This is a genomic window from Oceanibaculum sp., from assembly GCF_022449305.1.
Lineage (GTDB): Bacteria > Pseudomonadota > Alphaproteobacteria > Oceanibaculales > Oceanibaculaceae > Oceanibaculum > Oceanibaculum indicum.
Window position 1 is genome coordinate 1 of record NZ_JAKUSO010000051.1, and the last position, 25,758, is coordinate 25,758.

The window sequence follows — 25,758 nt, forward strand, 5'->3', positions numbered from 1 at the left end:
CGATGCCATCGCCCACGTCTTGCGCTGTTTCGACGATGGCGATGTGACCCATGTGGATGCCTCCATCGATCCGGTGCGCGATGCCGAGACGGTCGAGACCGAGCTGATGCTGGCCGACCTCGACAGCCTGGAACGCCGCGCCCTGCCGCTGTCCAAGCGCGCCAAGAGCGGCGACAAGGAAGCCAAGGCGCAGCTGGAGATCATCGAACCGATCCTGGCCGCCCTGCGCGAAGGCCTGCCGGCACGCACCGTGAAGTTCGCCGAGAACGAGCAGAACGCGGTGCGGCAGCTGCAGCTCATCACCTCCAAGCCGGTGCTCTATCTCTGCAACGTCTCGGAAGATGATGCCGCGACCGGCAACGCGCTGTCCGAGAAGGTCGCCGAGAAGGCAAAGGCCGAAGGCGCGAGCAGCGTCGTCATCTCCGCCGCCATCGAGGCGGAAATCTCGCAGATCACCGACCCGGAGGAGCGCAAGGAGTTCCTGGCGACCATCGGGCTGGAGGAGCCGGGCCTGGCCCGCGTCATCCGTGCCGGCTATGCGCTGCTGGGGCTGCTGACCTTCTTCACCGCCGGCCCGAAGGAAACCCGCGCCTGGACCGTGCGCAAGGGATCGAAGGCGCCGCAGGCCGCCGGTGTCATCCATACCGATTTCGAGCGCGGCTTCATCCGCGCAGAGACCATCGCCTATGAGGATTTCATCGCCTGCGGCGGCGAGCAGGGCGCCAAGGATGCCGGCAAGCTGCGCGTCGAGGGCGCGGAATATCTGGTGAAGGACGGCGACATCTTCCACTTCCGCTTCAACGTCTGATCCCGTTCCGGAACCGCGCAAGCGGCGTCAGGTCAGCATGCCCGAAGCCGCACAAGCGGCGTCAGATCAGCATGCCCGAAGCCGCGCAAGCGGCTTCAGATCAGCATGAACGCCATGATGCCGGCGACGCTGACGAAGGACAGGCTGACGGTGATGAAGAAGGCGATGCGGCTGCCCAGTTCGCCGGCGCGCTGCACCAGCAGCTTCTCGTCATGCTCGGCCGAGAGGATCTGTGTCTGGTTCAGCCGCCAGCGGAAGCTGGCATCCTTGAATTCGCGCTGATCCTGCTCGAACAGCCCGCCCTGCTTGAACACTTCCTGCAGGGCCGACAGCTTGCCCTCCTCCATCGCCTTGTCGGTCTTCTTCTGCAACTCCGCTTTGCGGCGCGGCCTCAGGATACGGTCGATGCCCGGCTGCAGCATGCCGCCCAGCATGCGGGCCAGCTCCGGCCAGCCATCCGGATTCTCGGTCTTTTCCTCCAGGAAGGAGAGGAAGCGCAGCGCCGCCTGCGCCTTCACGAACTCATCCGCACCGTCCAGCCCGTCCAGCAGGCCGATGGAGAAATCCCGGCGCCGCGACATGACGAAGGACACCAGATGCTTGTCCACCGGCAGGAAGGGCTCCTTGGCTGCCGCCGCGGCCTCCTCCAGCGCCGGCAGGATCGCCTCAATGCGATAGACCAGATACTTGCTCAGCAGCGGGCTGCGGCAGCGTGCCATCGGCTGCATCTCGTAAAGCGCGCGCTCCACGCCGAAGCCCCAGCCAGTACGTGACGCCAGCCCCTGCGCCTTGGTCAGCAGCTTGTGAACGCCGAGATAGCCGTCGGCCTCCGCCTGCGCGCCCAGCCAGCGCAGTGGAATATTGCTCTTCACCATCTCGATCAGGCGGGCGCGGAAATCCGGATCGTCATAGCGCGCCGCCAGCGCCGTGCCCATGCCGGCGGGGTTCACCGCCAGCCCCTTATAGTGCAGCGGCGCCTGCGGATTCAGCTGCATGCAGGCGGTGGAGACCGCCTCCGCCATCTTGTCGATGCTCTTTTCCTCACGCTCCCCGAACAGCGCGTCGAGGGCGGGCAGCATGCGCTCCTCATCCAGGCCGCGTGCCATCCAGTTGCGGAACTTGCGACTGAGCAGGAATTCCTTGGCGCCCTCGATATCCGTGGAGCGCGCGACCGTATAGGCCAGCGAGCGCAGCGTGGTGTGCGGCTCGCCCAGGAATTCCATCGGCCAGCCGGCCATCTTCGGCAGATGCAGCTTGGTCTGCGGCACCGTGCCATCCTTCAGCCAGGCATCGATATCCATCAGCGTCCAGCGGTCACGCGCATCGTCCTGCAGCGTGCCGCGCAGGAATTCCAGCATGCCGTAGGGCAGGCGGTGCCGCTCCGACAGCAGCATGAAGCTCGCCCCCTCGACGCGCTTGCGCAGCAGCCCCTTGGCGTTCAGCTCCGGCGTCGGATGCTTGCCGACCAGCAGGAAGGCCGCCGTCATGCCCAGCGCATAGACATCGTCGCTCATCGTCGGGTCGCCCCGAGTCAGCGGCTCGGATGCGGCACGGTCCAGCGGCTCGAAGATGTCCGGCTGGTCGGCGCCGGGCGGCACGGACAGGCATTCGCCCAGCACGACGCGGCCCTGATCGCGGCAGCGATACAGATTGTTCGGGCGGATGGCGCCATGCGTCAGCCCCAGGCGGAACAGGTCGAGCAGCGTTTCCAGCACCGGCTGCACCACATCGGTCACCACCTGGCGTTCCGGCATCGGCGCCGGGGCCAGGTATTTCGCGTCCATCAGCGGGTCGCCGTTCGGCCGGCGGAACACGCAGATCAGCCGCTGTGCCCCATTCGCCGCCGGCCAGGGCACCACGGCCCATTCCTCCAGCCAGGTCAGGCCGGGCATGCGTACACCGCGCAGGCCGCGCAGCGCCTTGGTGCGCGGCGGATAATCCGGGTCCAGCACCATGGCGTAGAAGCGCCCGGCCGCCCCCAGCTTGGATTCGGCGGCATAGGCAGGCGTGCCCAGCCGGGCGAACTGCGTCAGCGGCTGGTTCATCTGGATGTCGAAATTGAGCCCGTCGGCGCGGGCCGACTGGTCCAGCTCCTGCTCGGAGCCGGGCGCGCCCTTCTCGATGTTCTCGGCCGCCGCCATCTATGCCGTAACCCCGTCCTGCACGATTATGCCGGGTGTCTTATGCCGCACCCCTGATTCCATTGAAAGAATCTATCATAATCCGGCAGCAGTCGCTAATTTTTGGGAGATGCGACACGAACAGGGAAAAGCGCCGCCATGAACCGCCCGCCGATCGATCAGCAGGTCACCTTCCTCTACACCTGGGACCTTGAGAAAAGCGCGCGTTTCTATGGCGAAACGCTGGGGCTGGAGATGGTGCTCGACCAGGGCGCCTGCCGCCTCTACCGCGTCGGGCCGGACAGTTTCGTCGGCATCTGCGCCCGTGAGGTCCGCGCGAAGCAGCCGAATGGCGTGGTGCTGACCATCGTCTCGCCGGATGTGGATGGCTGGTACGAATACCTGACCGCCAAGGGCGTTATCTATGAGGCGCCGCCGCGCTACAGCGAGGAATTCAAGGTCTATTCCTCCTTCCTGCGCGACCCCAACGGCTACCTGTTGGAAATCCAGGAATTCCGCAGCCCCGACTGGCCAAAACCGCAGGGACGGTGAGGGGGCGGAGGTAACGATGTGGCAACTGGTTAATGTGAAATTCCTGCATGCAAGACCGGACCAACTCCTATGTCACCCCCGGGCTTGACCCGGGGGTCCAGGGGCCAAGTGTTGTAACGTTCCAGGCAGGGCACCGCCCCTGGATTGCCGGGTCAAGCCCGGCAATGACAGCTTCCTGAGACAGTCACCCCCGGTACAAGACCGGGGGTGACGGCTGGAGAGAGCGGCAAGTCTGTGCGTTTCCTAGGGCAGCCCCAATAACCGCCTTAACCGGGCGATGTCGGTATCGCCGTCGAGCAGTTCGGTGAGCAGCTGCGGCAGGCTCATGCCGCCCCAGGCGATGGCACGGCGCACCAGATAGGGGGCGGGGCTGTGCGGCTCGGCCCGCATCAGATAGTCGGCGGCCAGCGCCAGCAGCCGGTAGGCTTCCTCGCGGTTGCGGATATCGACGAAGCTGCCCTCCTCCGGCACGGACAGCGCCAGCGCGGGCGCCGTATGCGCAGGCTCGACGTCGTGCGCCTCATCTTCCTCCGCCTCATCCGGTCCGCCGGGCCGGGCGGCCAATGCGGAGTCGAGGAAGTGCCGGCATGCCGCGATGGTGCGCGACAGGGACGGCAGGCCGGAATAGCTGGTCGCCCCCTTCTCCTCCAGCAGCGCCGACAGGTCGGCCAGCCGTACCGCCGCCGCGGCGAACAGCGACGCCTGTGTGCGCAGGAACCCGTCCGGCGTCAGCATCAGGCTGAGTTCAATATCTTCCGCCGCGACCGCGCCGGCCTGGCGTTCGCGCTGGTGGCGTTTCGGGTCGCTGCGGGCAAGCTGCGCCAGATGCCCGGCCATCTCCCAGTCATGCAGGCCATGCGGCGGCACGCCCGGCTCGGATGGCGAAGTCAGCGGGATCAGCCGCGCCGGCACCGACAGCCGGTCCAGCCAGTCCAGCGGCGCCACGCGGTAGCCAAGGTCGCCCTCTTCCGGCAGCGGATGCACCTTGTCCCAGAAGCGTTCGGCATAGCAGGCGATGAGGTCCAGCCCCGCCGCCAGACCCGCCGCCCCGCGCCGGTAGAGCAGCGCCTCGGTCAGCCAGGCAGCGATCTCCAGATCCTTCGTCCGTCCGACCAGCGCGGCGAGGCAGGCTTCCTCGATGCCGGCCCAGTCAGTCTCTTCCGGGTGGCCGTGCCCCTGCTGGCGCAAGCGACGGATCGGGTCGCTGATGCCAGCCTCGCGCGGCGCCGGCCCGCAGGGTGACTTGCGGGAGATCGGGCGCAGCAGCGCCGCCCGGTCAATGTCCGGCAGGTGCGACCAGACCTGTTTCATTGCGTGCCTCCCGTCCTGATGTCCGGCGCGCTGGTGGGGAAGGACGGCAGGGCCAGCGGCGCGCGGGTCTTGTCGGCCGGCGCGAAGGGCAAGGCGCTGGCGAAGACGCGCACCGGGTCGCCCGCCGCCCCTTGCGCGTTCCGAGTGGCGATGACAAAGCGCCAGCTGCTATCCAGCGCCGCACTGCCGGGCGCGAAATCCGCCGCCGTGCCGCGCTGCGCCTGCCAGGCGCGCAACGCCGCCCAGGTGCCGCCGAAGCTGTAGGTCACCGCCTCGCCGCTCACGCTAGCCGCCGGCTGCTGGCCCGTGGCGGCGGGGCTCAGCGGCCCGTTGGCGGCAAAGCGCAGGGTGATGGTGATGGCGTCCCCCGCCTCCCACACCAGCGGCGATGGTGCGGCGGGCACGCCGGCCAGGGTTTCGTCGCCGACCGCGATGCGCCAGTCGATCAGCTGGTTGCCGCCGCGTTCATAGTCGCGGTTGCTGCGCGGCGTCAGCAAAAGGCCGAGGCTGGGCAGCACGCTGCCGTCAAAGGCGGGGAACAGCGCCCGCACCTGCCCGATGGCACTCACGAAAGCGGCAGCCTCCGCCTCGCCCTGCCCGCGCAGTACCGAAGCCGCACTGGCCGGCAGCGAATCATAGGCGCGCAGCAGCGCCAGCAGGTCGGCGCTCGTCGCCTCCTGCAGCCGGTCCGCCGCCGCGAAGGGGTACTTGCCCTCCACGCGGGAGCGGAACTGCGCCACCAGTGCCGCATAGCCTGCGGCAACGTCGCTCTGATCCAGCGCCGAACAACGGTCGGAAATGCCGCGCATTAGCGCCAGCCGGCGGGCATCGAAATAGTCGCTGGGGGCAGCCGCCAGCAGGGCAGGCGTGATGGCGCTGGCGCAGGTGGCAAGCGTGATCGCCGGCATGGTCTCCAGCACGAAACCGTTCAGCCGCGCGATGGTCGCGGTGGGCTGCTTCGCGGCCATTGCCGCCAGCGCCGCCGATATCCCCGCCCATTTCGCCTCCAGCGCCTGCGCGTCGCCCGGCGGCAGGGCGCTGCCCGCCTTGCCGAGGAAATCCAGCACCGGGGCAGCAAGCTGGCCGCTCAGCAGCCCGATATAGTCCTGGTTGCGGGTCAGCAGCGCCTGCATCGCCGCCTGGCTGTCCAGCCCGAAGCCGCGATAGCCCAACGCGCTTTTGCCGTCCCACCAGCCAAAGCGGTCGCCATCCACCGTGGCGTAATCCGCATTCGCCATTTGCAGCGCGTCAGTGCGTGTCAGCTGCGAATCCGCCTGATCGCGCAGGAGTGCACCAAGATCGAGCCGCAGCGGCAGCAGCCGGCCGGTGGTCAGCGCCATGAGCACCGTTTCCAGATCGGCGGCGACGGCGGAGAAGGCCGAGGCCTCCGTCTGCAATTCCGCGAGCATGCTGCCTGCCGGGCTGTGCCGGGCGAGCGACCCGGCCAGCCGATCCTCAATGGCGATGGAGGCACGCACCGCCGTCAGCGCCGCCACCTCCGAGGACAGCGGCGGGACAATCCCCGCCGGCGGCTTCGCCGTGCCGGCATAGGCAGTCGCCGCATTCTTCGCCTCGGTCAGCGCGGCCGGGTCCCAGAAGGCGGCACTGCCCTCGGTCAGGCTGGCGGGCAGCTTGCGCGCCTGCCCCGCCGCCATGAAGGGCTGGGCGTAGAGCGTATCGAGCGCCGTCGCCAGTGCCGCCAGCGAAGGATCGAGAGTGACGTCAGTTCCGAACGTCACGAAAGACGGGTAGCCAGGCGCCTTCAGGGCGGTCAGCGCGCCGCGCACATCTGTCGCAGCCTTTACCCAGCGCGCCTGTTGCGAGGAGGCCGCGCTCTCACCCAGCAGCGCCGATTGCGCGATCCGCCCGGTCAGCGCCGTGGCATCCGCATCCTTGGCCGGGTCGAGCGCCAGATAGGCGGCCTTGCCGGAGGACACCAGCGTTGTTGTGCCATCCAGCCCCGCGTGCAGCCGGTCGAGCGCGGCCAGCTTGCCGGTCTGCGCCGCCCCCGTGAGCGCCGTCATGTCTGCGGCGACGGGCGTCAGCGCCGCCTGCAACGGGTTGCCGGCATAGTCCGCCGCCAGGAACGTACTCATCAGCCTATCCAGCCGCACCCGCACGCCGGGCCGGTAGGGTGCCAGCGGGAAACTCCCTGCCGCCTGCCGTGCGGCTACCAGCCCCGCCATCAGCGGTGGCCGCGCGGTGACGATGGAAGGGTCGAGATCGACCGACAGCAATTCCTTCATCAGGGTGGAAAGGTTCTGCGCGCGGTCCGGCCCGGTCAGCCCGTCATAGAGCGCCAGCTGCGCCTCGAACCCCGCCACCTCTTCCAGATAGGCGGAGACCGCCAGATAATTCTGCAGCGACGGAAAGCCCTTGGCGTCCGACGCCGGCCTCGGCACCGAGAGCGGCGTCGCGGGATCGGCCAGCGCCAGCGCCTCCGCCTCGAGCCCGGCGCGGATCGCCGCCAGCACGATCCGCCCGAAGCCCTGCTCCGCGGCATCCGACAGGGCGGGCGACAGCGGATCGAACCAGGACACTGGCAGGAAGGCATAGCGCAGCCGGTCCGACCGGGCGGCATCCAGTGCCGCCACCAACCGCTGCACCATGCCGGCCAGCGTATCGCGGTCGGGTGGCTGGCGATCAATGCGGATGAGATCGTCGCGCAACTGCGTAACGATGCCCGCCATGTCATTGGCGGCGCGGCTGAGGGAAACCGCCGACCAGATCATCCCGGCCAGCCCGACCACCACGACCGCGACGGTCGCCGCACGTAGCGCCTGCACCTGCCAGCCCTGCCGGGGCACCTGACCCGACAGGGGAACAGCCAGCCCGATCTCGGCGAAGATCTTCCGGCGCAGCAGGTCGGCCAGAAAGAAGCGGGTGCCCTGCACCGTTCCGGCGAGGTAGAGGCCGCGCAGCCCATAGGGCGCCGGCTGCACGCCGGCCGCGAAGATCGTGCCGGCCATCGCCGAAGCGGGAGTGCTGAGCGCGTTCACCTGCTCCGGCAAACGATACGCCGCCTCCGGGTCGGGCAGGGCATCGTCGGCACCGAACAGTGCCGCCACCGCATCGCCCAGCGCGATGGCGGTCTCCCGCAGCGCCGTGCCCGGCCAGGCCGGATCGTAAGGCGCCGCGATCCCGACCGGAACCGACCAGCCCAGCATGTCCGACCGGCGCGCCTCCGGCAGCGCCACCGCGACTTCGGGGAAGCCAGCCAGCCCCTCCGCCCCGTCCAGCACCAGATAGACAGGCAGGCGCATGCCCGTTTCCCGGCAGGCAGCCATCAGCCGCTCCCGCAGCGTCGTCGCCAGTGTGGGATCAGCCTCCAGCGCGGCGGCCGGCACGGTCAGCAGCACCGCATCCAGCGGCCGGTCCGGGCGCGCCGAAACCAGCGCCTTCAGGGCGGCCTCGAAGGGCTCCGCCGCGAATGGCAGATCGATGACCACGCCGCCCGGCACGCCCCACCAGCGCATCACGCCGTCCTTCGGCACCTCCGCCGGTTCCACGAAATCGGGCGCCATGCCAGGCAGGCCGGCGAGGCCCGGCAGGTCCGGGCCGATCCGCGCGACCCAGGGCAAGGCCGCCCGCCGGCCGGCCTGCGGCACCGCCTGCTTCAGCGCCGCCAGTGCCTTGCCGGTCGTGGTGGCGGCGCTGTCCGGCGGCTTGCGATGCTTCAGCCACCACCAGAGCGCCGCCCCCGCCAGCAGCAGGAGAGCGAGCCCCAGCACCAGCCAGGCCCAGCCGGGCATGTCCTTCAGAAAGGCGAGAAGCTGGGCCGGCATGGCATCACCCCGGTAGCAGGGCGAGTGCGTGCAGCAGCGGCCAGACCGCGAGCAGCCAGACCAGCGCCGACAGGGCGGCAAGGCCGGCCAGTGTCAGCAGCAGCCGGCCTGCCCAACGCAGCGGCCCAACTGGCGGAGCGGGCGGCGGCGGGTCCAGAGTGTGCTGATAGGCCTCCGGCGTCAGTCGCCCGTTCGGCGAGGAGAGCGACGGCCTGCCGGCAAAAGCCAGCCTCGCCAGCAGATGGCGGTAGCGCCGCAGCGCCGCCGCTCCATCCGGCTGGCAGCGATAGCGGCCCTCGAACCCCAGCCCCAGCACCTGCAGGAAGAGGCGCGCCAGCCCTGTGGAGAGGCCGCTTTCGCCCTGGCGTTCCAGCGCGTCGATGCGAGCGAAGACCTCCTCCCCTGCCACATGGCTGCGGCAATAGCGCTGCTCGAACAGGTGGCCGAGCCAGTCACTCCCGCCCTCATCTCCTTCTGGCCAGTCGAGATAGACGAAGATTTCGTCGGCCAGCGCCACCATCGGATAGGCGGCACGATCCTGCGCTTCACCCAGCCTCTCGCCGCCGCGATGCCGGGCTTCGACCGACAGCGCATCCAGCCGGGCCGCGAGATCGGCCTGAATCTCCGGCCGCTTTGCCGGGCTGGCAGTGGCCAGCGCCTTCACGCGCCAGCCTTCCAGCGCGTCGTAATAGCCTCGAAAGCCCTGCAGCAGGAAGGTGTCGGCGGCACTCATCCGGTTTTCTCCGGCGGCAGGAACAGCACGATGCCGGCGGGCGGCGGCACCGAGGCCTCAGCCTGGAAGATGCCGATGGCAAGCGCCTCGCCGGCGGCGATCTCCCCCTCCGGCTGCACGCGATAGACCGCCATGTCGGGCCGGCGGGCGATGGACAGCGCGTCCCGCTCTGGCAGGCGCTGCCGCCCCGCCCCCAGCACGCGGCGCTTGCGCAACCCTTGCAGCCGCGATTCGCTGCCGACCAGGCAGGCGCCCATATAACGGTGCGCGGTCTCGATATCCGCCCCCTCCGGCGGCAGCACGCCGATGACCAGACCGCCGGCCAGCCACCCGGCCTGGATATCCAGCCGGAAGCCGCCCTCCTCCCCCGTCTCGAACGGGACTGCCCGCCAGCCGCCGCCAAGGCCGGCCAGCGTCGTCTCGATAAAGCCGGCCACCGCCTGAACGCAGGGCAGTGCGTCCATGTGGTCGTAGGAGGGAAAGCGCGGCGGCAGCGTACCCGGCACGGCGGCTGCGACCGCGCCGGCCAGCGCGGTGAGGCCGCCCGCCTGCCGCCGCACCTTGTCGGCGATACCGGCGCAAAGGCCTTGCAGTGCGCCGCCGGACGGGCAGAGCAGGCTAGGCGGCACATAGGCAGCGATGCGGTAGGCCCCGTTGCGGTAGGCGATCTCCATCAGCGGCAGCCCGACCGAGCGGTCGGCTGGCGGCGGCCCGGCGGACAGCGCCAGCGCCGGGGCGAGGCGGGTGAGTTCTATCGGGTCAGCGTCAGTATTCTCGTCCGGTACCGCGCGCTGCACCACCGGGACGAAACGCGCGCCGCTGTCCGGCGACACATCGCCGGCATGGCGGTGCGGCAGGGTGAGATAGAGGCGCAGGCTGCGCCCCTCCACCGCCGGCAGCACCGGCGCCAGATCGAGTGATAGCGAGACCGGTGACCCCACACCGTTCGAGTTGGGCCCATGCGACACCGCCGTGCCGTCCGGCAGGATTGCCTCCAGCGCAGTGATAGCAATCTTCCCGTCCGTGACGATGCCGCCATCGGCATCCGCCGAGCTTTCCAGCCGCACCACGCCCCAGGCGCAGGGCGCCAGCAGCCCGGCCTGATAGGCGACCAGCATCTCCTGCCGCAGCCCCTGCTGCTGCATGTGCTGCGGGGCGAGCAGCATGCCTTCCCACCATTTCAGGGGCAGCGGGGGAATGGTCCGCGCCGAATCACTCATGCCGGCAGGTCCAGTGCAGTTACGGGTGTATTCATTCAGAAATACTACTTATACGAGTGTATGACCATAGGCTTTTCCACTCACTTTCCAGCACCAGCCGCTGACAGCGCGAAATCGGTGCGGTTCAGCGTCAGCAGCTCCCACGCGCTGGCCCCCAGCACGGCGAAGCCGGCCGCCGCCCCGTCATAGCCGACAGCGACAAGCCCGCTGGTAACCCGGAACTTCGCGGTAAGGGCGACCGGCCCATAGGCCTGCCCCGGCACCAGTTCCGCCCCGACCACCTTCAACGTCGAGGCATGCAGCGCCGCCATCTGCTGGTGCTGGGCGAACCAGGCGGCAGGCGTCAGCGCCAATATCTCGGCGGCCAGTGCCGGGTCGGAGGTCAGGATCACATCCAGCCGGAAGGCGCTGTTGCCGTTCGCATCCGGCGCGATGGCGAGATAGAGCTGGCTGGTCTTCAGCGGCGGCGGCTTCGATGCGCAGGCCGCCAGAAGAAGGATCAGCAGGAACAGAAGGATTCTCATGGCACCATCACCGTAAACTGGCCGGGCACGGTGATCTGGATGACACCGGCCCAGGCGCACATCGCCTTTGAATTATTGTCGAGCGCCGGCATGGAGCCGATCAGCACGGTCGGCGCGCCAGGCACCCACGGAGCCGGCACCACCGGCACGCAGGGCATCGGCGTCAGCACGCCCAGCGCCGCCGTCGTGGCCGCCGCGACAGTCGGGTTAGCAAGGCTGGTGCACATGCCGAAGGGTGGAATATTCACGACCGGAATATGATCCATGATGGTGGCCGCCGGCGGCCCGCCCGCCATAACGCGATTGGTCGGCAGCACCGACAGCGCCGCCGGGGCGACGCCGAAGCTGCACATCAGCATGGCCCCGGCACAGACCTGCATCGCCATATCAGCCTCCTCCTTTCACGGGTTTCAGCTTCATCGCCAGCCATTGCTTCAGCAGCTGGAACAGGGTCGGCGGCTTGGCGGGCGGCGGTACCGGTGCTGGGGCGGGCGGCGGCGGTTCTGGCGCCGGTGGCGGCGTCTCCGATACCTTGTCGCCGTCCCGATAGACCGCCTCTCCCAGCACCGCGCCATCCGCGCCATAGCTCACCATCGGCCCGTCCAGCACACCGGCCTTGTAGGTCGCGGTCATCGCCAGCCGCCCCTCGGTATAGAAGCGCACCGGCCCGTCGAGCTTGTCCTCCAGCGTCTGGCCCTCGACCTCCGGCCGGCCCTTGGCGTCCAGCAGCAAAAGGGGTTCGGGGCCGCTCAATTGATCTTCACCATCGCGCCGTTGATCGTGACCATGCCGCTGCTCTCCAGCGCGGCCTTGCCCTGCGCGGTGTTGGTAATCGACATGCCGCCATCATTGGTCAGGCTGGTCGTCGCCTTGTTGGAGATCGTCATGCCGGAGGTCTGGAGGCTCTGCGCCGCCTTCACCGTGACCCCGCCGGTGCTGCTCTCGATGGTGACGGCACCGGTCGCCTTGATGGTGACGGAGCCCTGCACGGTCAGGCTGTAATTGCCCTTCACGGTCAGGCTCATATTCCCGTCCACCGTCTGGTCGAAATCGGCCTTGTTGGTGTGAGTCTCCTTGCCCGTGACGGTCACGTCGCGGGTCTTCTTCACGCTGTGAGTCTCCTTGCCTTCCGAGACCTCCACCGTGCGGTCGCCCTTGGACACGGTCAGCTTCTCGTCCTGCATCACCGTGGCCGTGCGGTTGTGCAGCACTTCCTCCGTCATGTCCTTCTGGGCATGCAGGTAGATCAGCTCCTTGTCCTTCGCGTCATCGAACAGGATCTGGTTGAAGCCGCCGCCGCCCTTGGAGGAATTGGTCTTCACGGTGCTCTTGGTCTGGTCGCCGGGCAGCGTGACCGGCACCGTCTGCTCGGCGTTGTACAGCGCGCCGACCACCAGCGGCCGGTCGGGGTCGCCATCGACGAAAGCGACCATCACCTCCATGCCGATGCGCGGCACGAACAGGTGCCCCCAGCCCTTGCCGGCCCAGCCCTGCACGACGCGTATCCAGCAGGAGCTGTTCTCGTCAGACTTGCCCTGCCGGTCCCAGGGGAACTGGACCTTGATTCGCCCGTACTTGTCGGTCCAGATTTCCTCGCCCTGCTTGCCGACCACCTTGGCGGTCTGAAGGCCGGCGATGCGCGGGCGCGGTGTTGCCTGCACGGGCCGGATCACCGTGTCGGACGGCAGCGCGGTAAAGCGGTTGCGGTAGCCATCCTCCGTGAAGACATGGCTGACCGAGGTGATGACATATTTCCCGTTCACCTTGGCATCGCCATAGCCCTGGATGCTGACCGTCGCCCCCGGCAGCAGGGTCGGACTCGCGCTCTCTCCGGTCAGCTGCACGGCATCGGCGTCCAGCGCCTGGATGCTGTGCTTGGCGATGGCCTCCCCCTCATCGCGCTTCTCGTAGCCACCGGGCCAGAGATAGCGTGTCACCTCACTGCCCTTGCCCTTGGAGGTGACTGTCAGATCAGTCGAGGGGGTGAGGAAGCTGTAGTCGCCGGTGGAGAAGGTACCAGTCGTCATCCGTGCCGAGCGGCTGAGGAACGACACCGCATCCGGCTGCAACCCGCTGCCCTGCGCCATCCGGTAATTCAGTGCCGAGGGGCCGGCAATCGGCTGGAAGGCCGAGGAATCGTCGGCCAGCACCAGCGTCTCGCCCGACTCGGCATGGGTGAAAAAATAGAAAATGCCGGCACGTTCCAGCAGTCGGCTGACGAAGGCGAAGTCGCTCTCGTCGAACTGCGCCACATAGTCGAGGCTCGCATAGGTACCCGACAGCTTGTCCGATATCCGCGCCGCGCCATCCGCCTTCAGCACGGTCTTGGCGATGTCGGACAGGCTCTTCTGCTGGAAGATGCGGCAGTCGCCGGCCAGCGTCAGCAGCCACAGCGCCGGGCGGATATCGAGCACATAGCTGGCGCCGCGCGGATCGGCATCCAGCTGCCCGGCCTCGGCGACGATGCCGGAGAACAACCTCTTCGCCTTGCCATCGGCGGTCAGCGTGATTGAGGCGACCTTGCCGAGCAGGCTGGCGACATCGGCATCCGCCTTGTCGGCGCGTACCGTCGCCAGATAGCGGAACGGCCGGGACAGGCCCTCCTCAGCCTCCAAAGCCAGCAGCGTGAAGGTAACGCCGGACAGCGTCGTCTTCACCGTGGCAGCAAAGATGGGCCCGGCCATCTAGCGCACCGCCGGCAGGGCGAAGCGGGCCTCGCACGCATCCGAATCGGCGGCCCGGCCCAGCAGCCAGCTGGTCAGACCCAGCCGCGCGCCCGCTTTTGCTGACAGGCTGGCGCCACTGACGCCCTCGGCATGCAGCACCAGGCGCACCTCCACCGAATATCCATCGCCGAGATAGCGGCCGGCCAGTCGTCGCAGCGTCTCGTAGCCCTGCCCGCCCGGCAGCAGCCCGTCATAAATGGCGCGGTCCAGCGGCCCGATCCACAACCGGATTGTCCGCCCGCCATCGGACAGCCGCCCGCCCAGCACAGCGTTCTTGCCCAGTGCCTGGAACCGCCCCAGCCGCAAGCCAAGCGCGCTGCGCTGGTCCACCGCGACCGTCGCCATGCGCGGCACCGGCGCCTCGATGGCGACCGGCAGCGATAAAGCACCCGTCAACAGCTTGCGCAGCCCCTCCATTGGCCGCCGAACCCCGGCCAGCAGCCCGGCGAAGGGCAGCAGGCGGCGGCGCAAATCGGCCGGCAGGCTGGCGGCAACCGCCGGCAGGGCGAAGCCCATCACCGCCTGCAGATAGAGGGCCAGCGCCGAGTCCTCCGGCGGCACCGGATCGAAGGCCGGACGCTGCGCCTTGCGGGCACGGTAATAGACGGCGATCAGCCGGTTCTCGAACAGCGACAGGAAATCCGCCATCGCCGGATCGCGCCTTTGCACCGCGCGCAGCAGCCTTTCGGTATCGGCCAGCGGCAAAGCCCCCACTGTGCCGGCCAGGCCGAAGAAGCTGACCGCCATATCGGCCTGCGCGACGCTGCTGCCATCCTGCCGCAGATAGGTTTCCATCGCCGAGGTGGTGAGACTTATCAGCGGCGGCGTGACCTGGCGTACCGGCGCCCCCTCGAAGCCCAGCGTGGCGGCGGCGCGGAAGCGGATCGGCTCCAGCTTCGGGTTGCCGGATTCGCCGACCGGCTTCGGCGCGCGTACCAGCGCCTCCAGCAGCCGCACCGCCTGGCAGAACTCGAACCGCCAGGGCTGCGCGAACAGCCGGTCGATCACAGCAACGGGCGGTCGCCGATCCGGGCCGGCCATGATTTCCACCTTTCCGCCTTGGTGAGCAGCCGTGCCGACAGCCGCGTGAAGCTGTTGGCGCTGGCGAAGACCGGCAGCACCCGGTCAAGCACCGTGGCCAGGATGTAGAGGCTGCCTTCCGGCCGCATCGTGTCGTCGAAGCCGAGCGTGATGTCGCTGCCATGGATCAGGCTAGCGCCGTCCGCCCCGCGCATCATGGCGGCGCTCGCGGTCGCATTCGCCAGCGCATCGATCAGCACATTGCTGGAAACCAGCCCGTCCAGCTCGTAGAGCTGCAACAGCTGCCGCAGCACCGCCCCGTCCCCCGCGACCAGCGAGGCCTGGCCAAGCGCCAGCTGCGTGACCAGCTGCCACAGGGCCGACCCGTCCGTCGCCGGCTCCAGCGGCATGGTGGGGGCGGTCAGCAACGCCTGGGTGCCGGGCACCGCCGCTTCGTCCGGCTGCAGCGACTGGTTCGCCGGCAGGAAGGGGGCGAGCCGCCGGTTGGTGCACAGAAGCTGGGCATAGAGCACCCGGTCCGCCGGGAAGGCCGGGTTGAAGGCGGGATCGACGAAGCTCAGCACCATCTCGTCACCGGGCACGCCGGCCAGCCGCGCCGGGCGGCGGCGGGCGACCCAGTACAGCCCGTCCTCCGCCTGCCCGTCCGGTCCGGCGAAGCCGAAATAGGGCTTTACCCAGGCCACCGGCCGGTCGGGGTCGGGCGTGACCGAGACCTTGCTGATCGAATGCACCTCCACCGAGGCGCGGTCGCCGAGATCGGCCAAGACCGGATAATCCAGCTTCTCGCCGGTGAGGCGGATCGGCTGGCTGACGCCGCGGAACAGGTTGACGACCGGCGTGCAGCCCAGCCGGAAGGTGCCGGGGTCGGCGTGAATCTCCGACGGCGGCGCCACGGTGACGGGAAACAGCAGGTCGATCATGGTGGCGTCGCCCGCCGCATCCAGCCCGGTGAAATCGAGGAAGCGGAACTTGTCGGGGAACTGGAACAGCTCCAGCAGCAGCCGGTAGCCGTCGAGGCCATAGGGCATGTCCGGCAGCACTGCCTCGTCAGGCCGGAATCCCACCGCCTGGATGCTGCCGGCATCCAGCCGCACCCTGCGCGCGGCATCGCCATCGGGCAGCACATAGACACAGCGGATTTCCGAGGTCAGCATCTGATACAGCCGGTCGGTCAGCAGCTCGATCCCGGCCAGATAGACGCGCAGCCGCTCCACACCCAGCGCCGCAAAACCGGGACCGGTGCTGCGCAGCCGCAGGCGGAACAGACTGCGCGCGCGCTCCGTCTGCACGATGTCGGGATAGCGGTCGTCGAAGCCGGCATAGGTCGGCTCCAGCGGCCAGATGGTCGCCGGATAGCAGGTGCGGAACCGCACCACCGGCGCGCCCTTCTCCCCGCTGGCGGCGAAGAACTGCCGGCCGCGCTCCACGGTCAGGCCGGTGGTCAGCTTGCCGGCCTCCTCCGGCGGGCGGAACTGCGCGATGGCCATGGAGGGGATCGGCGTCGAGAATTGCGGATAGAGGATATCCAGCAGTGCCGTCGGGATGATCGGGAATTCCTGGTCGATGACATGCTGGATGCGCGCCGTCAGGAAGGCCACGGATTCGATCAGCCGCTCGACATCCGGGTCGGTGACGGTGTCGCCCGCCACATCCAGCCGGCGCGCGATCTGCGGATATTGCCGGGCGAAATCCGCCCCCTCCCGGCGCAGGAAGGACAGCTCGCGCTGGTAATAGGGGAGCAGAGTCTCATAGCCGTCCATTTCAGCCCTCCCCCGCCAGCGTCACGTTGCGTCCGTTCAGCAGGAACACCACGGCACGCTGATAGCCCATCAGCGTCACCGTCGCGGTCAGCCGCGCCTCCAGCGGACGCAGCCGGTCGCGCGTCGGCTCGATGGCGATGGAGACGTCGGATAGGCGCGGCTCGTAGCTGGCAATGGCAGCCTCAAGGCAGCGCGCCATCAGCTGCCGGTCAGACAGTGAGACGGCGGTGAAATCCACCGTGCCCGGCACGCCGTAGGAGGTGACGAGACGCGGCCCGGCCAGATAGGACTCGACCGGGCGATCCGCGCGCGAGCCCAGCAGCCGGACCAGCGCGTGCCGGATCGAGTCCGCCAGCGCCGGCCCGTCCAGCACCAGCGGCGTGTCGCGGGCGGACAGCCGCTCGAACAGCGGCGCGCGCTGGCCATAGAGTTCGCGGGGCGGCATGGCGGATCACGCGGCAGGGGCTACTTGCCCTGGCCGGTCGCCTTTTCCAGATCGTACTCGGTCTCGACCTTGCCCTTCTGGTCGCCTTCCTTGGTCTCGAACTGGTAGCTCCAGGTGATCTTGGTGAAGTTGAAGGTGACCGATTCGACGGGCAGCTCGTTGCCGCCGGCATTCAGCGACACGGAGGAGACCATCGCGTTCTCCAGCGTGTAGGTCATCGCCTCGATGGGTTTGTCGCCCGAGGTGCGGATCAGATAGATGTAGATCTTTCCCAGCTCCGTCGCCAGGCAGCAGGCGAGGTTCAGCTTCGGCGTCGCCTGGTCGAGATATTTCGAGACGGTGATGTCCTGCACCTGCGCGCGGCCGGTGGCGCGGCCGCCGCCCGAGGAGTCGAAATGCAACGGCATCGCCACGCCGGTCGAATAGCCCAGGATGTTGATCTCGTCAGTATGCTTGTCGAGCGTGCATTCGCCCTTGATGGCGTATTTGTCGGCGATCTTGAGGACGATGTAGTCCATAGGGGCCTCCCTGGCCGTCTGGAGCCAAAATCTCTGTGTCCCGTCGCCCTATCCTTCGAGACGCCTTCCTGCGGAAGGCTCCTCAGGATGAGGGGGAGTGTGACCTCGCCCTGAGGAGCGCGCTTTAAGCGCGCGTCTCGAAGGGCATGGCGGCGTTACGCGGCGGCGGCCGGCGGCGGCAGTTCGGCCACCAGGCTGATCGTCACCTCCACCCCTTCAAGCTGGAAGAAGGGCTGCAGATAGACCGTCGCGGTGTAGTAGCCGGGCTTGCCGGGCACGGCCTGCACATCGGCCCGCGCATTGCGCAGCGGATAGCGCGCCTTCACGCTCTGCTGCGCCTCGTCGTCCAGCAGCACCAGCGTGCCCAGCCAGTCATTCACCATGTTCTGCAGCGTGGCGGAGGTCTCGAAGCTGCCCACCGTGTCGCGCAGCATGACCTTGATGTATTGCGCGATGCGCGCCGCGTTCAGCATGTAGGGCAGCGTCGCCGACAGCGCCTCGCTGGCGTTCGCGGCCTGGCCGGCGGCGCTGGAATTATCCCATTTCGGCGGGTTGTGGATGGTCCGCCCGCCGAACACCACCGCCTGGTTGGTGAGCTTGCGGTTGCAGATGGCGATGAAGCCGAGGTCGTTCAGTTCCGCCTCGCGGCGGTCCGGGATCATCACCTGGGTCGGGATCTTCATCGCCTGTTCGCCGGCCGCCGTGGTGAAGGTATAGACCGGCAGATTCTCGATCAGCCCGCCGCCCTGCTCGCCCCGGATCGCGGCCAGCCAGTTGTAGGTGTAGAAGGCGTTGGTGATCAGCGCGCCCTCGTAATAGGCGGGGTTGCCCCACAGGAAATACTTGTCGCTGCGCTGGTCGGCGCCGGCCCCCAGCGTCTCCTCGAAATCCTCGAAGCCGTCCGCCGGATTGTTCACCGCGTCATAGGGCGAGCGCAGCAGCACCTGCGGCAACACCAGCGAGACGTAGCGCGAGTCGGTGAAGGAACGCAGCGAGTTGTAGTCGAGATAGTCCAGCCCGCCGAAAATCTTGCTGAGCGAGTTCGGCTTGTTCAGGTCGGTGAAGCTGGTCAGCCCGAACATGTGCGGCGAAGCCGCGCCCACGAACGGACAATGCGAGGCGGCGGCGATCTGCGCCATGCGCTCCAGCGCATCGACATCCGGCTTGGCGGCGGAGAAGGCGGCGAAATCGCCGATCATCACGCCATAGGGCTTGCCGCCCAGCGTGCCGTATTCCTGCGTGTAGACTTTCTTGAACAGCGCCGTCTGGTCCCAGTCGGTCGCCTTCTTGAAGTCGGCCTTCACCTCGTCATAGCTGCAATCCAGCACACGCAGGATGAGGTCCTGGTTGGTGTGGGTGCTCATGACCAGATAGGCGAGGCCGCGCCAGTGCGCCTCCAGCGCCTGATAGTCCGGGTCGTGCAGGATCTGGTTCACCTGGTCGGAGACCTGCCCGGTCAGCCGGTCGATGCTGGCCGCCGCGAAGGCCATCGGCTCGTCCAGCGCGATGGCCGCCTTCTGCCCGGCGACGAATTTCTGCCCCTCGGCATAGATCTGCTGCTTCAGCGCGTATTTCGCCTCGGCCTCCGCCTTTTCCTCCGGCGTCGCCGCGTCGGGAATGGTCGGCGCGGTTGGTGCCTGCGTCATCGCCCAGGCGGCCGCCAGATAGGGATGCATCTGATAGGCGGCGAGGTCCGCCTGATACTTCTTCAACGCGGTCTGGTAGGTCTCCTTGTCCGCGGCGCTGGCATCGTCGGCAATCGGCGCAGGCGGCGTCGGTTCGGCCGGGGCCGCACCGGGATCGGCGGCGGGCGGATAGACCAGCAGCGCCTGCCCGATCAAGGCGGCCAGCATATCGAGGCCGGTCAGCATCTGGTCGGGCGTCTGGGCCAGCGCCAGATTGCCGGTGGTGAAGGCCGGCTGGAGGTCGGTGGGAAGCGACTGGATCGGTGTCGTCATAGTATCACCTTCAGGCTGGTGGCGGCGTCACAGCGGGACGCTCCTGCACGCATTACGGGTATGAGGAGGACAGCCGTTTAAGACGGCGGCGGCAGCGCCTTCTGGTCGGCAGCAACCTCGGCCTCGTACTGGCTGCGCTGTTGCAGCACCTCGGTCAGCAGCGCGGTCAGGCTGGCGTTGATCTTCGCCGGGTCGGTCTCCGGCTTGTTGTCATCGCCGGCCGGCTGCAGGATCGCCATCACCGTCTGCTGGAAGGCGCTGTTGCCGTCGAGCCGCGCCTGCAACCCCATCAGCGCGCGCCGGTCGGCAAACAGCGGGGCAATGCCCTCGGCGCGCGCAGCGATGGCGCCGGGGCCGAAATCGTCCATTGTCTGGAAGGTCAGCGTATCGCCCGCATCGTCGCCGTTCTGGTCGGTCCAGACCGCCTTCACGCTGGGGCCGATGCGGCCCATGAACTGGGCGAAACTGTCATTGTCGAGCTGGATGAAGTCGCGCTCCGCATAGGGCACGGCGCGTTCCGTCTGCCCGGCGAGGTCGGCCATGATGCCGGCCACGAAGGGCAGCGAGACCGCCAGCGTGGCGCCCTTGGTATAGACCTCGTAGGTGATCTGCACGCGCGGCGGATTGTCTTTGGCGATCAGCTTCTGCGCGCTGGTCTTGGTATCGACGAGAAACATGCGGGCACCCTCCCTGGCGTCATATTTCCGGGCGCGCGGAGAAGAGCGTCCGCACAGCCACTCACAACCAAAGCGTGTGTGTTCATTAAGCGCATAAGTTTTTTATCATGCAATCTTAAATTGCATGTGTATGCGAAATTTCACGGGAAGGAGGAGATGGATGGTTTTAGAGGGTGTGCAGTGCGGAAAGCGTTTCCACCAATTTCGTCATGGTCGGGCTTGACCCGACCATCCAGCAAACGGCGCCGTCTCTCTGGACCCTCGGGTCAAGCCCGAGGGTGACGAATGGAGAGGGGCAGAAGGAGGCGTGAAAAGAAGCGAAGCCGGCGCAACACACACTGGCCGTCATTCCCGGGCTTGTCCCGGGAATCCAGGGTGCAGCCTACTCGGGCAGGCATCCAGCAAGCAGGAGCATGGACCCCCGCAATAAATGCGGGGGTGACGGCAGGAGTGCGGGAAAGGCTAAACCCTCACACGTTCAGCAGCAGGAATTCGCGTTCCCACGCGCTGATGACCTGCTGGTAGGCGTCGTATTCCCATTCCTTCACGGCGCAGAGCACGTCCACGAAGCGGTCGCCGAGCACGGCACGCAGCTCCTTGGAGCGGTAGAGCCCGCCCAGCGCGTCCTGCAGATGGCCGGGCAGCGCGCGGCTCATGCCATAGGCATCGCCCTCCACCGGGGCGGTCGCCTCCAGCCCTTCCTCGATGCCGAGATAGCCCGCCGCCAGCGTCGCCGCGATGGCGAGGTAGGGGTTGGCGTCGGCACCCGCCACGCGGTTCTCCACGCGCCGGGATTTCGGGCCGGTGACCGGCACGCGCAGGCCGGTGGTGCGGTTGTCGCGCCCCCAATGCACATTCTGCGGAGCGGAGAAATGCGGGCCGAAGCGGCGGTAGGAATTCACATAGGGCGCCATCAGCGGCATGGCGCGCGGCAAATAGCGCTGCAGGCCGGCGATGAAGGCCAGGAAATCCTCGCTATCCTCGCCGTTCGGCTTCGAGAAGATGTTCTGCCCGCTCTGCCCGTCCACCACGCTGACATGCACATGCATGGAGCTTCCGGGCTGGCCCTGCATCGGCTTCGACATGAAGGTGGCGTAGATGTTGTGGCGCAGCGCGGTCTGCCGCAGCGTGCGCTTGAACAGGAACACCTGGTCGGCCAGCGCGAGCGGCTCGCCATGGTTGAAGTTGATCTCCATCTGCGCCGCGCCGGATTCGTGGCTCAGCGTATCGACGTCGATCTGCTGCTGCTCGCAGAAATCGTACACTTCCTCGAACACCGGATCGAACTCGTTCACCGCGTCGATGCCGAAGGACTGCCGCGCCGTCTCGGCCCGGCCGGAGCGGCCGACCGGCGGCTCCAGCGGATAGTCCGGGTCGGTGTTCGGCTTCACCAGGAAGAACTCGACCTCCGGCGCCACCACCGGCTGCCAGCCCTTGTCCTCATAGAGCTTCAGCACCTGCTTCAGCACCTGGCGGCTGGCGATATCAACCGGGCGGCCATCGGCGTAATAGCAGTCATTGATGATCTGCGCCGTCGGCTCGTCATACCAGGGCACAACACGCAGCGTGCTGACATCGGGCACCAGATAGATGTCGGAATCGGCCGGGTCGATATCGACCTGGTCCGGGAAATCCCCGGTGACGGTCTGCACGAAGATCGATTCCGGCAGGCGCAGGCCGCGCTCCCCCCAGCTTTGCAGGAATTTCTCGGCCGGCAGGATCTTGCCGCGCGGGATGCCCGCCATGTCCGGCACCAGGCATTCGACCTCGTCGATATGCCGTTCGGCGATCCATTCCGCCACCTCGGCGGGAAATTCCTTGCCAATGTCGAAGGGGTTGTCGTCGCTCATGATGCCCTGAAAAGCTGTTGCGCCTGCCTCTATGGCTACAGGGCGGCAGAAGGCTTGGCAAGCGGAGGCGGCGGGCCAGCAGTTTGGCAAGACGCAAGAGCCCCGGTGCTCCCAGGACCGTCATTCCCGGGCTTGTCCCGGGAATCCAGGGTTCAGCTTACCCGACCGACGATCCAGCTAGCGGAAGCCTGGACCCCCGCAATAAATGCGGGGGTGACGGGAGGAGCGACGGCGCGGCCAGCAGATTAGATCAAACACTACGACGACCCTGCTGCGACGCCATTCCCCCTTGCCGGGCGGGCAGCACAGGGGTATCAGCGGCACATGACCCAGCCGGAAACACCGCCCACCTGGTATGCCGACACCGTCGCGATGCCGTCCGCACGGCCAGCGCTGGCGGGCGATCTCGATACCGATGTCTGCGTCATCGGTGGCGGGCTGACCGGCGTATCGGCGGCGCTGAACCTGGCGGAACGCGGCTACAAGGTCGCGCTGATCGAGCAGCAGCGCATCGGCTGGGGGGCGTCGGGCCGCAATGGCGGGCAGATCTGCACCGCCTATTCCTCCGGCATGGGCAAGATCGAGGCGGCACTCGGCAGGGAGGATGCGCAGCGCGTCTGGGGCATGGCGGAGGAAGCCAAGCGCATCATCATTGAGCGCACGCAGCGCCACGGCATTTTCTGCGATCTGACGTGGGGCTATCTTTACGCCGCGCTCAGCCGCTATCAGATGGACGGGCTGCGCGCCGAACGCACGGAATGGCTGGAGCGCTATGGCTATGACCAGCCGGTGCGCCTGCTGGAAACCGAGGAGATACGCGCGACCGTCGCCAGCACGCGCTATCTCGGCGGGCTGCTCGACCCTGGTGCGGGGCATCTGCAGGTCTATGCCTATCTGCTGGGCCTCGCCCGCGCGGCGGAGGAAGCCGGTGCCACGCTCTATGAGGGCACCAGGGCGCTGTCCGTGACGATGGGCGACCACCCCAGCGTGACGACGGAAACCGGCACGATCCGCTGCCGCCATCTGGTTATCGCCGCCAACGCCTATCTGGGCAGGCTGGTGCCGCGCCTGCGCCCCTATGTCATGCCGGTCGGCAGCTTCGTCTGCGTGACCGAGCCGATGGACCCGGCCCGGCTGGAGGGGCTGGTGAAGGGCGGTCTCGCGGTCGGCGAGTGCAATCACATCCTGAATTATTTCCGCGCCACATCCGACAACCGGCTGATGTTCGGCGGCGGGGCGAATTATTCCGCCATCGACCCGCCCTCTTTGCGCTTCTATCTGCGCCGCAAGCTGGTGCAGGTGTTCCCGCAGCTGGCCGATATCGAGGTCGCGCAGGCCTGGAGCGGCCTGATCGGCATCACCACCAGCCGGATTCCGGATTTCGGGCGGCTGGAGGGCAATGTCTATTACGCGCAGGGCTTTTCCGGCCAGGGTGTGGCGCTGTCCGGCCTTGCCGGGCGGCTGATCGCCGAGGCGGTCGCCGGCCAGGCGGAGCGGCTGGATATCTTCGGGCGCATCCGCCACATGCCCTTCCCCGGCGGCCCCCTGCGCACGCCCGCTCTGGTGCTGGCGATGTTCTATTTCCGCCTGCTGGATATGATCGGGCGTTAGGCCACGCTCTTCGAGGCGACCTCGTACACATCCTTGGAGAGTTTCGGCGTCGCCAGCACGCGCTCGATCTCGGCCTTCAGCAGCGCCTGACGCGCCTCGTCGAAGCGCCGCCAGCGCGCGAACGGGCTGAATAGCCGCGCCGCGACCTGCGGATTCATCGGGTCGAGCGCGATCACCTGATCGGCGATGAAGCGGTAGCCCGAGCCGTCGGCGGCATGGAAGCGCACCGGATTGCCCGCCGCAAAGGCGCCCAGCAGGGAGCGCACCTTGTTCGGGTTCTTCACGCTGAAGGACGGATCGCCCATCAGCGCCTTCACCCGCGCCAGCGTGTCCGGGCGCTTCGCCATCGCCTGGATGGAGAACCACTTGTCCATCACCAGCGGGTCGTGGCGCCAGCGCTGGTGGAAGGTCGCCAGCGCGCGGTCGCCCGCCGCGTCGGTGCTGTCGGACAGGCAGACCAGCGCCGCCACGCTGTCGGTCATCACCTCGGCGTTGTCGAACTGGGCTTCGGCCAGCGCCAGCCCGTCCGCATCGAGGCCCGCCAGATAGCCGAGGCACAGATTGCGCAGCGCCCGCTTGCCGATGGCAGTGCCATCAAGCTGGACGCCTGGCACCGCCATCGCCTCGTAGGTCGCGCGCAGCTCCGCCTTCAGCTTGCCGGCCAGATGGCGGCGCAGATGCTCGCGCGCGGCATGGATGCCATCGACATCGATGGTCCGCATCGCCTCGCCGATATCGCCCTCGCTGGGCAGGGCCAGCGCCTGCGCGCGGAAGGCCGGTGCCGCCTCGTCATCGGTCAGCACGCGGCGGAAGGCGGCGACGAAACTGTCCGGCACTGCCATCTCGCGGCCGGCGGCACGGTCCGCGACCATGCCGAGCAGCAGCTTGCGGGCCAGCGCCTGCCCGGCTTCCCAGCGGTTGAACTCGTCGCTGTCATGCGCCATCAGGAAGGCGAGATCTTCCTCGCCGTGGCCGGCATCCAGCTTCACCGGGGCCGAAAAACCTCGGAACAGCGAGGGCACCGGCTCCTCATCTACATCTACGAAGGTGAAGACCTGCCGCGCCGCCGTCACGCGCAGCACGCGCTCGGTTCCGTGCGTGGCGTTCTCGCCGTCAAGCTGCAGCGGCAGGTCAGCCTTCGAGTTCTTGCCGACCAGCCCCGTCGCCATCGGCAGCAGCAGCGGCTGCTTCTCCGGCTGGCCGGGCGTCGGCGCGGTCGATTGCTCGATGGTCAGCGTGTAGGTGCGGGCGTCGGCATCATAGTGGCCGCTGGCCTTCACCTGCGGCGTGCCGGCCTGCTCGTACCAGCGGCGGAACTGCGACAGGTCGGCGCCATTGGCATCCTCCATGGCAAGGCAGAAATCCTCACAGGTGACCGCATCGCCGTCATGCCGCTGGAAATACAGATCCATGCCCTTGCGGAAGCCCTCGGCCCCCAACAGCGTGTGGTACATGCGCACCACCTCCGCCCCCTTCTCATAGACGGTGGCGGTATAGAAATTATTGATCTCGATATAGGAATCGGGCCGCACCGGATGCGCCATCGGTCCTGCATCCTCCGGGAACTGGGCGGCGCGCAGCGCCCGCACATCCTGAATGCGCTTCACCGAGCGCGCATTCATGTCGGCGGAGAATTCCTGGTCGCGGAACACCGTCAGCCCTTCCTTCAGGCTGAGCTGGAACCAGTCGCGGCAGGTGACGCGGTTGCCTGTCCAGTTATGGAAATACTCATGGGCGATGATGCCCTCGATCAGCTGGTAGTCGGTGTCGGTCGCGGTGTCGGGCTTCGCCAGAACGTACTTGGCGTTGAAGATGTTGAGGCCCTTATTCTCCATCGCGCCCATGTTGAAGTCGCCGACCGCGACGATCATGAAGATGTCGAGGTCGTATTCCAGCCCGAACACCTCCTCGTCCCAGCGCATGGAGCGCTTCAGCGAATCCATGGCATGGGCGCACTTATCCTCGTTGCCCTGCTCGACATAGATGCGCAGGTCCACCGTACGGCCGGACGCGGTGACGAACTTGTCAGTCACCGGCACGAGGTTGCCGGCGACCAGCGCGAACAGATAGGACGGCTTGCGGAACGGGTCTTCCCATTTCGCCCAGTGGCGGCCGCCCG

20 protein-coding genes are annotated in these 25,758 nt (G+C 67.7%); 3 read left to right on the forward strand and 17 right to left on the reverse strand.

Going from position 1 to position 25,758, the window contains the following annotated elements; translation table 11 throughout:
- On the forward strand, positions 1-808 hold an 808-nt coding region (ychF, locus tag MK313_RS13865; protein WP_287782265.1), incomplete at its 5' end, for a redox-regulated ATPase YchF.
- Positions 809-903: 95 nt separating this feature from the next.
- Here the strand turns inward: ychF and MK313_RS13870 are convergent.
- Positions 904-2,949 (reverse strand): hypothetical protein, encoded by a 2,046-nt coding sequence (locus MK313_RS13870; RefSeq protein ID WP_287782266.1) that lies wholly within the window; start codon positions 2,947-2,949, stop codon positions 904-906.
- 138 nt (positions 2,950-3,087) lie between these two features.
- Here MK313_RS13870 and MK313_RS13875 point away from each other — a divergent pair, with 138 nt between their 5' ends.
- A complete protein-coding gene (locus MK313_RS13875; RefSeq protein ID WP_287782268.1) occupies positions 3,088-3,480 on the forward strand; it encodes a VOC family protein in 393 nt (130 codons plus the stop codon).
- A gap of 243 nt (positions 3,481-3,723) precedes the next feature.
- On the opposite strand, the gene tssA is transcribed toward MK313_RS13875, so the two are convergent.
- The 15 genes from tssA to MK313_RS13950 form a co-directional block, all read right to left on the reverse strand.
- Positions 3,724-4,791, reverse strand: a complete 1,068-nt coding sequence (tssA, locus tag MK313_RS13880) for a type VI secretion system protein TssA (RefSeq protein ID WP_287782270.1) — start codon at positions 4,789-4,791, stop codon at positions 3,724-3,726.
- A complete protein-coding gene (locus MK313_RS13885; protein ID WP_287782271.1) occupies positions 4,788-8,576 on the reverse strand; it encodes a type VI secretion system protein in 3,789 nt (1,262 codons plus the stop codon). The genes tssA and MK313_RS13885 overlap by 4 nt, the downstream gene beginning before the upstream one ends.
- 4 nt (positions 8,577-8,580) lie before the next feature.
- A complete protein-coding gene (locus MK313_RS13890) occupies positions 8,581-9,309 on the reverse strand; it encodes a DotU family type IV/VI secretion system protein (protein WP_287782273.1) in 729 nt (242 codons plus the stop codon).
- Positions 9,306-10,529, reverse strand: coding sequence for a type VI secretion system baseplate subunit TssK (tssK, locus tag MK313_RS13895; RefSeq protein ID WP_287782275.1), 1,224 nt, complete (start codon positions 10,527-10,529; stop codon positions 9,306-9,308). The genes MK313_RS13890 and tssK overlap by 4 nt, the downstream gene beginning before the upstream one ends.
- A gap of 80 nt (positions 10,530-10,609) precedes the next feature.
- Entirely contained in the window at positions 10,610-11,053 is a 444-nt protein-coding gene (locus tag MK313_RS13900) for a hypothetical protein (protein WP_287782277.1), read from the reverse strand.
- The gene (locus MK313_RS13905; protein WP_287782279.1) at positions 11,050-11,439 is read right to left on the reverse strand and encodes a DUF4280 domain-containing protein; all 390 of its coding nucleotides are present in this window, start codon (positions 11,437-11,439) and stop codon (positions 11,050-11,052) included. The genes MK313_RS13900 and MK313_RS13905 overlap by 4 nt, the downstream gene beginning before the upstream one ends.
- Position 11,440: 1 nt before the next feature.
- Positions 11,441-11,806 carry a toxin-antitoxin system YwqK family antitoxin gene (locus MK313_RS13910; protein WP_287782280.1) on the reverse strand — a complete coding sequence of 122 codons (366 nt, stop codon included), beginning with the start codon at positions 11,804-11,806 and terminating at the stop codon, positions 11,441-11,443.
- Positions 11,803-13,737, reverse strand: coding sequence for a type VI secretion system Vgr family protein (locus MK313_RS13915; protein WP_287782282.1), 1,935 nt, complete (start codon positions 13,735-13,737; stop codon positions 11,803-11,805). Before MK313_RS13915 ends, MK313_RS13910 begins: the two co-directional genes overlap by 4 nt.
- Entirely contained in the window at positions 13,738-14,820 is a 1,083-nt protein-coding gene (gene tssG / locus MK313_RS13920; RefSeq protein WP_287782284.1) for a type VI secretion system baseplate subunit TssG, read from the reverse strand.
- On the reverse strand, positions 14,784-16,580 hold the full coding sequence (tssF, locus tag MK313_RS13925) for a type VI secretion system baseplate subunit TssF (RefSeq protein WP_287782286.1): 1,797 nt from the start codon (positions 16,578-16,580) through the stop codon (positions 14,784-14,786). The genes tssG and tssF overlap by 37 nt, the downstream gene beginning before the upstream one ends.
- 1 nt (position 16,581) lies before the next feature.
- Positions 16,582-17,025 carry a type VI secretion system baseplate subunit TssE gene (gene tssE / locus MK313_RS13930; RefSeq protein ID WP_287782288.1) on the reverse strand — a complete coding sequence of 148 codons (444 nt, stop codon included), beginning with the start codon at positions 17,023-17,025 and terminating at the stop codon, positions 16,582-16,584.
- A 20-nt stretch (positions 17,026-17,045) separates the two neighbouring features.
- The gene (locus MK313_RS13935; protein ID WP_008945004.1) at positions 17,046-17,543 is read right to left on the reverse strand and encodes an Hcp family type VI secretion system effector; all 498 of its coding nucleotides are present in this window, start codon (positions 17,541-17,543) and stop codon (positions 17,046-17,048) included.
- 155 nt (positions 17,544-17,698) lie between these two features.
- A complete protein-coding gene (gene tssC / locus MK313_RS13940; protein ID WP_121222156.1) occupies positions 17,699-19,501 on the reverse strand; it encodes a type VI secretion system contractile sheath large subunit in 1,803 nt (600 codons plus the stop codon).
- A 77-nt stretch (positions 19,502-19,578) separates the two neighbouring features.
- A complete protein-coding gene (tssB, locus tag MK313_RS13945; protein WP_008945006.1) occupies positions 19,579-20,178 on the reverse strand; it encodes a type VI secretion system contractile sheath small subunit in 600 nt (199 codons plus the stop codon).
- A 470-nt stretch (positions 20,179-20,648) separates the two neighbouring features.
- Positions 20,649-22,028 carry a glutamine synthetase family protein gene (locus tag MK313_RS13950; protein ID WP_287782291.1) on the reverse strand — a complete coding sequence of 460 codons (1,380 nt, stop codon included), beginning with the start codon at positions 22,026-22,028 and terminating at the stop codon, positions 20,649-20,651.
- 324 nt (positions 22,029-22,352) lie between these two features.
- Here MK313_RS13950 and MK313_RS13955 point away from each other — a divergent pair, with 324 nt between their 5' ends.
- On the forward strand, positions 22,353-23,639 hold the full coding sequence (locus MK313_RS13955) for an NAD(P)/FAD-dependent oxidoreductase (RefSeq protein ID WP_287782293.1): 1,287 nt from the start codon (positions 22,353-22,355) through the stop codon (positions 23,637-23,639).
- Here MK313_RS13955 and pepN read toward each other — a convergent pair.
- Positions 23,636-25,758, reverse strand: a 2,123-nt coding sequence (gene pepN, locus MK313_RS13960; protein ID WP_287782294.1) for an aminopeptidase N, incomplete at its 5' end; no start/stop codon positions are given. The genes MK313_RS13955 and pepN overlap by 4 nt on opposite strands.

What these genes read in the sequence shown, in the direction of transcription:
- MK313_RS13885 (WP_287782271.1), bottom strand. Translation starts at nt 8,576, where the DNA reads ATGCCGGCCCAGCTTCTCGCCTTTCTGAAGGACATGCCCGGCTGGGCC.
- MK313_RS13875 (WP_287782268.1), top strand. Translation starts at nt 3,088, where the DNA reads ATGAACCGCCCGCCGATCGATCAGCAGGTCACCTTCCTCTACACCTGG.
- MK313_RS13935 (WP_008945004.1), bottom strand. Translation starts at nt 17,543, where the DNA reads ATGGACTACATCGTCCTCAAGATCGCCGACAAATACGCCATCAAGGGC.
- MK313_RS13905 (WP_287782279.1), bottom strand. Translation starts at nt 11,439, where the DNA reads ATGGCGATGCAGGTCTGTGCCGGGGCCATGCTGATGTGCAGCTTCGGC.
- MK313_RS13955 (WP_287782293.1), top strand. Translation starts at nt 22,353, where the DNA reads ATGACCCAGCCGGAAACACCGCCCACCTGGTATGCCGACACCGTCGCG.
- MK313_RS13870 (WP_287782266.1), bottom strand. Translation starts at nt 2,949, where the DNA reads ATGGCGGCGGCCGAGAACATCGAGAAGGGCGCGCCCGGCTCCGAGCAG.
- tssA (WP_287782270.1), bottom strand. Translation starts at nt 4,791, where the DNA reads ATGAAACAGGTCTGGTCGCACCTGCCGGACATTGACCGGGCGGCGCTG.
- MK313_RS13915 (WP_287782282.1), bottom strand. Translation starts at nt 13,737, where the DNA reads ATGGCCGGGCCCATCTTTGCTGCCACGGTGAAGACGACGCTGTCCGGC.
- tssB (WP_008945006.1), bottom strand. Translation starts at nt 20,178, where the DNA reads ATGTTTCTCGTCGATACCAAGACCAGCGCGCAGAAGCTGATCGCCAAA.
- tssC (WP_121222156.1), bottom strand. Translation starts at nt 19,501, where the DNA reads ATGACGACACCGATCCAGTCGCTTCCCACCGACCTCCAGCCGGCCTTC.
- tssE (WP_287782288.1), bottom strand. Translation starts at nt 17,025, where the DNA reads ATGCCGCCCCGCGAACTCTATGGCCAGCGCGCGCCGCTGTTCGAGCGG.
- MK313_RS13890 (WP_287782273.1), bottom strand. Translation starts at nt 9,309, where the DNA reads ATGAGTGCCGCCGACACCTTCCTGCTGCAGGGCTTTCGAGGCTATTAC.
- MK313_RS13950 (WP_287782291.1), bottom strand. Translation starts at nt 22,028, where the DNA reads ATGAGCGACGACAACCCCTTCGACATTGGCAAGGAATTTCCCGCCGAG.
- MK313_RS13900 (WP_287782277.1), bottom strand. Translation starts at nt 11,053, where the DNA reads ATGAGAATCCTTCTGTTCCTGCTGATCCTTCTTCTGGCGGCCTGCGCA.
- tssG (WP_287782284.1), bottom strand. Translation starts at nt 14,820, where the DNA reads ATGGCCGGCCCGGATCGGCGACCGCCCGTTGCTGTGATCGACCGGCTG.
- tssK (WP_287782275.1), bottom strand. Translation starts at nt 10,529, where the DNA reads ATGAGTGATTCGGCGCGGACCATTCCCCCGCTGCCCCTGAAATGGTGG.
- tssF (WP_287782286.1), bottom strand. Translation starts at nt 16,580, where the DNA reads ATGGACGGCTATGAGACTCTGCTCCCCTATTACCAGCGCGAGCTGTCC.